The following is an 8,107-nucleotide window of genomic DNA, read 5'->3' on the forward strand; positions in this document are numbered from 1 at the left end:
ACTGCTTAAAATCCACGGGTTGTGACGCGAGATTGTTGTGACGCCTGACGCCGCGCGCCGGCGTGCGATTGGCCAGATCCTGCTGCTTGCAGCGGGATTTTTGGTGCTGGTCGGGATCAGTGTGTCGTCGGTCCTGCTGGTCGACAAAGCGCGCGAGGACAGCAGCCTGGTACTGCACACCGTCGAGGTTGAAAATCAGATCAACACGCTGCTGCTGGAAATCCGCCGGGCCGAAAGCGCCGCCCGCGGTTACCTGCTCACCTTGCAACCCGAATATCTCACAGATCATGAGACCGCGGTTGCGGCCATCATTCCCGAAGTTCAGAGATTGTCGGACTTGACCGTCGACGATGCATTTCAAGTCGAAAAGATCAAGGCATTGCGGCCAGCGGTGAAAGCCCGGCTTGAGCAGTTCGGTAAAGAGATCAACTTCGTCAAGCAGAACCAACCCGACGGCGCGGTCGCCGTGATGCGTGATGCTGCGGTAGCCCACACCAGCGATACTATTCGTGACGTGGCGCTTGCGATGCGCAGCGAGGAAGAGCGGCTGTTTGCGGCGCGGACGGTTAATGCCGATCGAGCTCAGCAACTGGCGTCGGTGGTGACCATCACGGGCTCAGCGCTCGTGATCGCGCTTGCCGGCATCTCGATCTTCCTTGTGCGGCGTTCGGCTCGCGCTCGCGACGCCGCGGAATCCCTATTGCGTGACAGTAACCTCAATCTGGAGGCGACGGTCGATGAGCGCACCGCCGATCTTCGGGAAGCCAATAATGAGATCCAGCGTTTCGCCTACATCGTCAGCCACGATTTGCGCTCGCCGCTGGTCAACATCATGGGCTTTACAAGCGAGCTTGAGGAATTGCGGCTCGACATTTTCAAGCGGATAGCGGCTCTCAGCGCCGCTGGCTCTGCTGTACCGCCGGCTGTTGCGGCGGATGCGGAGCCGGTTCTCGAGACCAGGGACGAGCAGCTTTCACGCGATTTCTCGGAAGCGCTCGGGTTCATCAAATCTTCGATCGGAAAGATGGATCGGCTGATCACCGCCATTCTCAATCTTACGCGCGAAGGGCGCCGTGAGTTCGAGCCGGTGCGGATCGACACGCGCGAACTGATCGAAGCCGTTGTCACCACGATGGCGCATCAGGCGGCCGAGGCTCAGGCCCAAATTCATGTCGAACCATTGCCGAACATCGTCAGCGATCGCCTCGCGTTGGAACAGATTTTTTCAAACATGCTCGACAATGCGCTGAAATATCTGAAGCCGGGAGTGCCCGGCGAGATCACCATCCGCGGCCGCTCAAAATTGGGTTTTGCCATTTTCGAGATCATTGATAACGGGCGCGGCATTGATCCAAAGGACCACCAGCGGATATTTGATCTTTTCCGCCGCGCCGGCGCTCAGGACAAACCAGGCCAGGGCATCGGACTTGCCCACGTCCGCGCTTTGGTGCGTCGGCTGGGTGGAACCATGTCAGTGCAATCGGAACTCAACAAGGGCACCACCTTCACGATCACCCTGCCTACCGCTTGGGCAGCAAGTAACCGGAACCGAGATACATGACCAAGCCAGTCACCATCATCATGATCGAGGACGATGAAGGACACGCCCGTTTGATCGAGCGAAATATCCGCAGATCCGGCGTCAACAACGAGATCGTGCCTTTCAGCAGCGGTACTGCCGCGGTAAATTACCTGTTTGGCAGCGACGACTCCGGAATGGATCACAAGGGCGAGGCTCTGCTGATTTTGCTTGACTTGAATTTGCCCGATATGAGCGGCATCGATATTTTGCGACGGGTAAAGGAAAGCCGGTATCTCAAATGTGCGCCGGTCGTGGTGCTCACCACCGCGGATGACTCGCACGAAATCAAGCGCTGCTATGAACTCGGCTGCAACGTCTACATCACAAAACCGGTGAATTACGAAAGCTTTGCCAACGCCATTCGCCAGCTCGGCCTGTTCTTTTCGGTAATTCAGGTTCCGTCGGCCCCCCGATGAACGCCATCCCCACGTTGCTGTATGTCGACGACGACGAGACGCTTGGCAGGCTGGTCGAGCGCGCGCTGACACGGCTCGGCTTCCATGTTGTTCATGCCGCAAGCGGCGAGGTCGGACTGGGTCGCATCCGCCAGGGAGGCATCGACGTCGTTGCACTTGATCAATACATGCCGGGCCTCGACGGGCTGGAGACCCTCAAGCAGATCATGGCAATCCCGGATGCGCCGCCGGTGGTATTCGTCACGGCGGCACAGGACTCCAGCATTGCCGTGACCGCGTTGAAGGCCGGCGCCGCCGATTACCTGGTTAAGGACGTGCAGGGTGAATTTATTCCCCTGCTGCAGGTGGCTGTCGACGGCGCGCTAAGGCAGGCACAAATTCGAAAAGCTCACGATGATGCGCTGGCCGAGGTGCATGCCTCGCGCGACCGTTATGCCGCTCTGGCGGCCGAACGTGAAGTGCTACTGCGGGAAGTCAATCATCGCGTCGGCAACAGTTTGCAGATCATTGCGTCGCTCCTGCATCTGCAAGCCAATTCGACCACGCAGGAAGACGTCAAGGCGGCGCTCACGAATGCGATGGGCCGGGTTGCCGCCGTGGCGCAGGTCCACCGGCGGCTTTACACGACGCATGACCTGAAAAGCGTGCTGCTGAATCAGTATCTCGACGCGTTGCTGGAGGATCTCCGCAGGTCTGCGGAGGGCGAGCGGATGTCGCGCCTGACAGTGAAGGCCGAGCCGGTCGAGATCGATCCCGACCGCGCCGTCGCGATTGGCATCATCGTCAACGAACTTGTGATGAACGCCGTTAAATACGCCTATCCAGACGGCGCCGGTCCGATACACGTCGATCTCCATGCCGAGGACGAAGACCTGGTGCTGTCGATTACCGATGATGGCGTAGGCGTCAACGTCAAGGTCGACCCACGATCCACCGGCATGGGACAACGCATCGTCACGGCGATGGCCTCGAAGCTCGGCGCAAGTGTCGAGCGCGATCCTTCCCACCCGGGTACCCGGATCGTGCTCCGGTTTCTTCGCAAGCCAGAGGCGAAGCCGGTATGTGCGGCGGCGAGCTAGCCGCAACCTCGGCCATCCTGCTATCCTGACCCGTATGGCCTCGCGCGACTCCGCCTCTTCCGAAATTACGCCTGAAGTGCTGCTGCGCGCCTATGCGTGCGGCATTTTTCCAATGGCTGAGAGTGCCGACGATCCGACGCTTTTCTGGGTCGAACCGGAAAGTCGCGGCGTCATACCGCTCGATGGTTTTCGCGTCTCGTCACGTCTGGCGCGCACCGTGCGCTCAGATGTTTTTGCCGTTACCGTGGATAGCGCTTTCAAGGCAGTTATTGCGGGCTGCGCCGCCCCACAGCCAGGCCGACACGACACGTGGATCAACAAGCGTATTCGCGATCTCTATGTTGGGCTGCATGAACTCGGACACGCTCACAGCGTCGAGGTCTGGCAGAACGACGATCTCGTCGGCGGCCTCTACGGCGTCAGCCTCGGACGTGCGTTTTTCGGCGAGAGCATGTTCCATCAGATCCGCGACGCGTCCAAGGTGGCGCTGGTGCATCTGGTGGCCAGGTTGATCGCGGGCGGTTTCGAACTGCTGGATACCCAGTACGTGACCGAGCATTTGCGCAGCTTCGGCGCGGTCGAGATTTCTCGCCGGCGCTATACCGCGCTGCTCGATAGAGCGATCAAGGGACACGCTGATTTTGGGCGGCTGGCGATTGATCGGCCGATCAGCGGCGCGCAGGCGCTGCAGATCATTGCGGGACGTCGCTAGCCGCCGCCAAGTTCGCCGTCTTAGCGGAATATCCCGAACAGGCCACCTGATTGCTGCGGTGGTGGCTGCGGCTGAGGCGGCGGCGGCTGCTGGATCTGCTGCTGCGCTATCGGCGGCGGGCGGGGAGCCTGCTTAGGCTGCGCGCGCTTCTGCGCGGATGGAGGCGGTGATGGTTTCACCGGCTCCGGCGCGGCGCTGACGATGGTGGTATCAGGAACTTTGCAGTCGCTCAGCCAGATATCATAAATGGGGTGTTCGACCCCGTGCAGGCCGGGACTCGCCGCAAACATCCAGCCCGAAAATATCCGCTTCACCTCACCCTGCAACGTGATCTCATCGACCTCGACGAAGGCATCGGTGTTCGCGGCTTCGGTAGCCGGGCGGGTGTAGCACGCATCAGTCTTGACCCGCAGCGCGCCGAATTGAACGGTTTCGCCTATATCCTCGTCAAACGTGATGATGCGGCCGGTGATCTTGTCCAGGCCCGAAAAGGTTGCCTTTTTGTTGACGATCTTCTGGGCCGGCGGCTCTGTCACGACTTCGTCGCCCGGCTGCAGCGTGGCCGGCGCCTGCGGCACGGTCTTGGCCTGGCGCCCTCCAGGCGGATTGGCGTTCGGCGGCGCTGCCCCCTGATCGACTTGCGGAGGATTGACGGCGATACCCGGTGCGACATTTTGCGGAACAACGGTCGTGCCCGGCGGCGGCGCCAGAGGTTGCGACTGCACCGAACCCGGAGGCGGCACGCCCTGGCCCGGCAGCGGCCGGTTCGGGGTTGGCAGTAAGCGGCCGCGCGGCAGCTCCGGTACTTCCTCGTCGTCATCGGGCTGCTGGTTACCACGAACGATATTGCCCGGCGGACGGAGCGGCGGGTCGGAAAAGATATTGCCGATCTGCGCGCGCGCGGGCGGCGCAAGCGAGATCGCTGTAGCAGCCAGCATGGCCGCAAAACCGGTCAGGGCAATCGTTCGAAGCATTTAGCCGCTTTAAAAACGGGCGAATCGGGCTCGTGACATTGTAAAGCGTCTGCGCCGCTCGCGGAGTCTTCGGTTAACACGCCGAATACGGCGGGGAAAGGGCGGGTCTCACCCTCCCCACCCCACTGGTCAGCCCGTGCGCCAAATGAAATAGTCGTTCATCAAAGTTCGCGCGCGTTCCGCTAATCCCAGGAAACTCCGGGAAACGGGACCTGGAGGAAACGGAGCTTATGGCGGATCGAATTCGTCTGGATGGCAAGGTGGCCATCGTGACCGGTGCCGCCGGCGTGATTGGAACTGCGACCATTCGGCTTTTGGCCGAGCGCGGCGCGCGAATCGTTGCCGTCGACAGACGGGAGCGCGACCTGAAAGCTGCGATCGCGGAATTGCCGGCCACCGCGCAGGCAGTTGCCATCACTGCCGACGTCACACGCGAGGACGAAGTGGCGGACTACGTGCGCGCCGCCGTCGATAAGTTCAGCACGGTCGACATTTTCTACAACAATGCCGGGATCGAGGGTGAAATCGCGCCAATCACGAAATATCCGCTGGAGACGTTCCGCAGGGTTATCGACGTCAATGTGGTCGGCGTGTTCCTGGGCTTGAAACACGTGCTGCCGATAATGCTCAAGCAAAACCGAGGAAGCATCATCAACACCGCCTCCATCGCAGGTCTTATCGGCTCACCCGACATCGCGGTCTACAGCGCAAGCAAGCACGCCGTGATAGGGCTCACCAAGAGCGCCGCACTGGAATGTTCGGCGAGCAGTGTCCGCGTGAACTGCGTCTGTCCCGGCCTCATCGAAAGCCGGATGCTGAGCGCGATCATCGAGGGCCGCAATCCCGGCAACGCGCCTGTCCCGACTGAGAAACTCGCCGAGCGAATTCCAGCGCGAAGGCTCGGACACGCCTCCGAAGTTGCATCGATCGTGGCGTTCCTCGCATCCGACGACGCGAGCTATGTCTCCGGCTCCGCCTACACTGTAGATGGTGGACGCGTCGCAAGCTGAACACTCGCCGAAAAGATCAACAACCAAGCCACGGGTCTCAAATCATGCCGGTCACCCTCGATCCCGATGCCGCAGCCGTGTTCAAGGCTTTTCAGGAGGCCGGACGCCCTCCATACGAGACGGTGTCACCGGCCGAGGCGCGCGAGCTTTATCTAAAAGGCCGCCTCGTTACCAATCCCGACCCGCCGGAAATGAAATCGGTGGAAGCGCTCGCAATCCCCGCTCCGCACGGTTCGATCGCGGCGCGCATCTACACGCCCAACGTGGTCAGGAGAGCCAACGGGCTCGCGCCGTGCCTGGTATTTTTTCATGGCGGCGGCTGGGTCATCGGCGACCTCGATTCCCACGATGTCGTATGTCGGAAGCTCGCGCAGGAAGGCCAGCTCATTGTTGTTTCCATTGATTATCGGCTGGCGCCGGAGCACAAATTTCCGGCCGCCGTCGACGACGCCATCGCGGCAACCAGATGGATTGCGGACAATGCCGGCTCACTCGGCGTCGATGCGGCCCGCCTGACGGTCGGCGGCGACAGCGCCGGCGGCAACCTTGCCGCCGTGGTTGCCATCGCAGCGCGCGAAGGCGAAGGCCCCGCCATTGCGGGTCAGGTGCTGATTTATCCAGCGATCGATTTCGCGCTGACACATCCCTCGCATAGCGAGCCGGAGACCAGCATCTTGCTGACCCATTCGGTGATCCGCTGGTTCCGTGACCACTATCTCAATAGCGCGGCCGACATTCACGACTGGCGCGCATCGCCCGCCCGCGTGAAGAGCTTGAGCGGCTTGCCGCCGGCCTATGTGCTGACCGCTGGGGCCGATCCGCTGCGCGACGAAGGCGACGAATATGCGCACCGGCTCAGCGAATCCGGCGTGCCCGTGACGCACCGCACCTTCCCGGGTCAATTCCATGGTTTCTTTACGATGGGAAAATTGCTGCAACAGGCCAATATCGCGGCCAGCGAAATAGGGGTGTGGCTGAAGGCGCTGAACTGATTGCGCTTGCGTTGATGAGATAACGGCCAATCCGGGTTACTCTCGTAGCTGACGAATCGAGGAGCGCTCACCCTCGGATGAACGGACACGCCGGATCATCCACATTTCCCATCACCAACTGATCGCGGCGAATTACCCCGAGAAAGACGACGCAATTGGAAGCATCGGCCTCCGTTGAAATTGCCAAGCAAACGCTGCTCTCGTGCGGTCTTATCCTTGCGATCGGCACGGTCGCGGGGCTGTTGGCCCAGAAGATTCGGGTGCCTGATGTGGCGGTTTTTCTGATCGTCGGCATCGCGATGGGCCCGCAAGCACTGGGGCTCGTGGATATCAAGGCTGACTCCGCCCTCAATCAGGTGATCCTGCTGTTCGGCGCCAGCTATATCTTGTTCGACGGCGGCGCCTCCTTGCGCTTCAACGTGCTGAAGCAAGTCTGGATCACCATTGTCGTCATCGCCACGGTCGGCGTTCTCATCACCGCTGCTATAACCGGGCTAGCCGCCCACCTCATTTTGGGCGAGCCATTGCTCGTGGCACTGTTGCTTGGAGCCACGCTGGCTTCGACCGATCCCGCGACACTGGTGCCCATTTTTCGGCAGGTGAAAATTCGTGACCGCGTGGCGCAGACCGTGATGAGCGAGTCCGCCTTTAACGATGCCATGGGCGCGATCGTCACTTTCGGGGTGCTGGCGGTGGCCATGGGAACCGGCGAGTTCTCTTGGATGCATTCAGGCTTCGAACTGCTCAAGCAATCCGCGATCGGTATCGTCGCAGGCGTCCTGCTTGGATACCTGGCGGCGCTATTGATCGCCCATGAACGGTTGGCATTCCTTGCGGAATACGCGCCCGTTGTGACGCTGGTCGCCGTTATCGGGGCCTATTTCGCCGCGGATGGTTTGCAGGCCAGCGGCTTCATGGCGGTTTTCGTGTTCGGGATTGTGCTCGGAAACAAAGAGTCGTTCGGATTCAATATGGAGCCGGGGGAGGCACGAAAACTCGACGAATACGTACTCACCACCGCTTTCATTATGCGGTTGTTCATCTTTATGCTGCTCGGCGCGCAGGTCGATTTCGCACTGATGAGCAGATACTGGCTCGGCGGGATTGCCGTCGTTACCGTGCTGATGCTCGTGGCACGCCCGGCAACAGTGTTCCTATGCGCGTTGCCGGATCGGCGGGCGCGCTGGAGTTTCGCCGAGATGCTGTTCATGTGCTGGACGCGCGAGACCGGTGTTATTCCGGCCGCGTTAGCCGGCCTGCTGCTCGGGATGAAAGCGCCTGGCGCGCAGATGATCGCGTCCATTACCTTCATTGCCATTTTGATGACGATCCTGATCCAGGC

Annotated in this window: 7 protein-coding genes and 1 pseudogene; 7 read left to right on the plus strand and 1 reads right to left on the minus strand. The window is 60.8% G+C overall.

Going from position 1 to position 8,107, the window contains the following annotated elements; translation table 11 throughout:
* Positions 1–37 precede the first annotated feature (37 nt).
* From VJV58_RS21290 to aat, 4 genes are read left to right on the plus strand one after another with little or no spacing between them, the layout of a single operon-like run.
* Positions 38–1,561 (plus strand): sensor histidine kinase, encoded by a 1,524-nt coding sequence (locus VJV58_RS21290; protein ID WP_324139342.1) that lies wholly within the window; start codon positions 38–40, stop codon positions 1,559–1,561.
* The gene (locus VJV58_RS21295) at positions 1,558–1,998 is read left to right on the plus strand and encodes a response regulator (RefSeq protein ID WP_324139343.1); all 441 of its coding nucleotides are present in this window, start codon (positions 1,558–1,560) and stop codon (positions 1,996–1,998) included. Before VJV58_RS21290 ends, VJV58_RS21295 begins: the two co-directional genes overlap by 4 nt.
* On the plus strand, positions 1,995–3,077 hold the full coding sequence (locus tag VJV58_RS21300; protein ID WP_324139344.1) for a sensor histidine kinase: 1,083 nt from the start codon (positions 1,995–1,997) through the stop codon (positions 3,075–3,077). Before VJV58_RS21295 ends, VJV58_RS21300 begins: the two co-directional genes overlap by 4 nt.
* 34 nt (positions 3,078–3,111) lie before the next feature.
* Positions 3,112–3,789, plus strand: a complete 678-nt coding sequence (aat, locus tag VJV58_RS21305) for a leucyl/phenylalanyl-tRNA--protein transferase (protein WP_324139345.1) — start codon at positions 3,112–3,114, stop codon at positions 3,787–3,789.
* A 20-nt stretch (positions 3,790–3,809) separates the two neighbouring features.
* Here the strand turns inward: aat and VJV58_RS21310 are convergent, their stop codons facing one another.
* Positions 3,810–4,763: a DUF2155 domain-containing protein gene (locus VJV58_RS21310; protein WP_324139346.1), complete on the minus strand. Its 954-nt coding sequence runs from the start codon at positions 4,761–4,763 to the stop codon at positions 3,810–3,812.
* A gap of 230 nt (positions 4,764–4,993) precedes the next feature.
* Between VJV58_RS21310 and VJV58_RS21315 the strand changes: the two genes are divergently transcribed.
* From VJV58_RS21315 to VJV58_RS21325, 3 genes and pseudogenes are all read left to right on the plus strand, one after another.
* Positions 4,994–5,773, plus strand: a complete 780-nt coding sequence (locus VJV58_RS21315; protein WP_324139347.1) for an SDR family oxidoreductase — start codon at positions 4,994–4,996, stop codon at positions 5,771–5,773.
* Positions 5,774–5,964: 191 nt separating this feature from the next.
* Positions 5,965–6,630, plus strand: a pseudogene (locus VJV58_RS21320) (alpha/beta hydrolase); the annotation flags it as partial.
* Positions 6,631–6,920: 290 nt separating this feature from the next.
* The coding region (locus tag VJV58_RS21325; RefSeq protein ID WP_324139349.1) for a sodium:proton antiporter at positions 6,921–8,107 on the plus strand (1,187 nt) is incomplete at its 3' end.

The organism is Bradyrhizobium sp. (genome assembly GCF_035273305.1).
Taxonomy (GTDB): Bacteria; Pseudomonadota; Alphaproteobacteria; order Rhizobiales; family Xanthobacteraceae; genus Bradyrhizobium.

Coding starts and splice junctions, on each gene's coding strand:
- VJV58_RS21295 (WP_324139343.1), top strand. CDS start 1,558: ATGACCAAGCCAGTCACCATCATCATGATCGAGGACGATGAAGGACAC.
- VJV58_RS21300 (WP_324139344.1), top strand. CDS start 1,995: ATGAACGCCATCCCCACGTTGCTGTATGTCGACGACGACGAGACGCTT.
- VJV58_RS21310 (WP_324139346.1), bottom strand. CDS start 4,763: ATGCTTCGAACGATTGCCCTGACCGGTTTTGCGGCCATGCTGGCTGCT.
- VJV58_RS21315 (WP_324139347.1), top strand. CDS start 4,994: ATGGCGGATCGAATTCGTCTGGATGGCAAGGTGGCCATCGTGACCGGT.
- aat (WP_324139345.1), top strand. CDS start 3,112: ATGGCCTCGCGCGACTCCGCCTCTTCCGAAATTACGCCTGAAGTGCTG.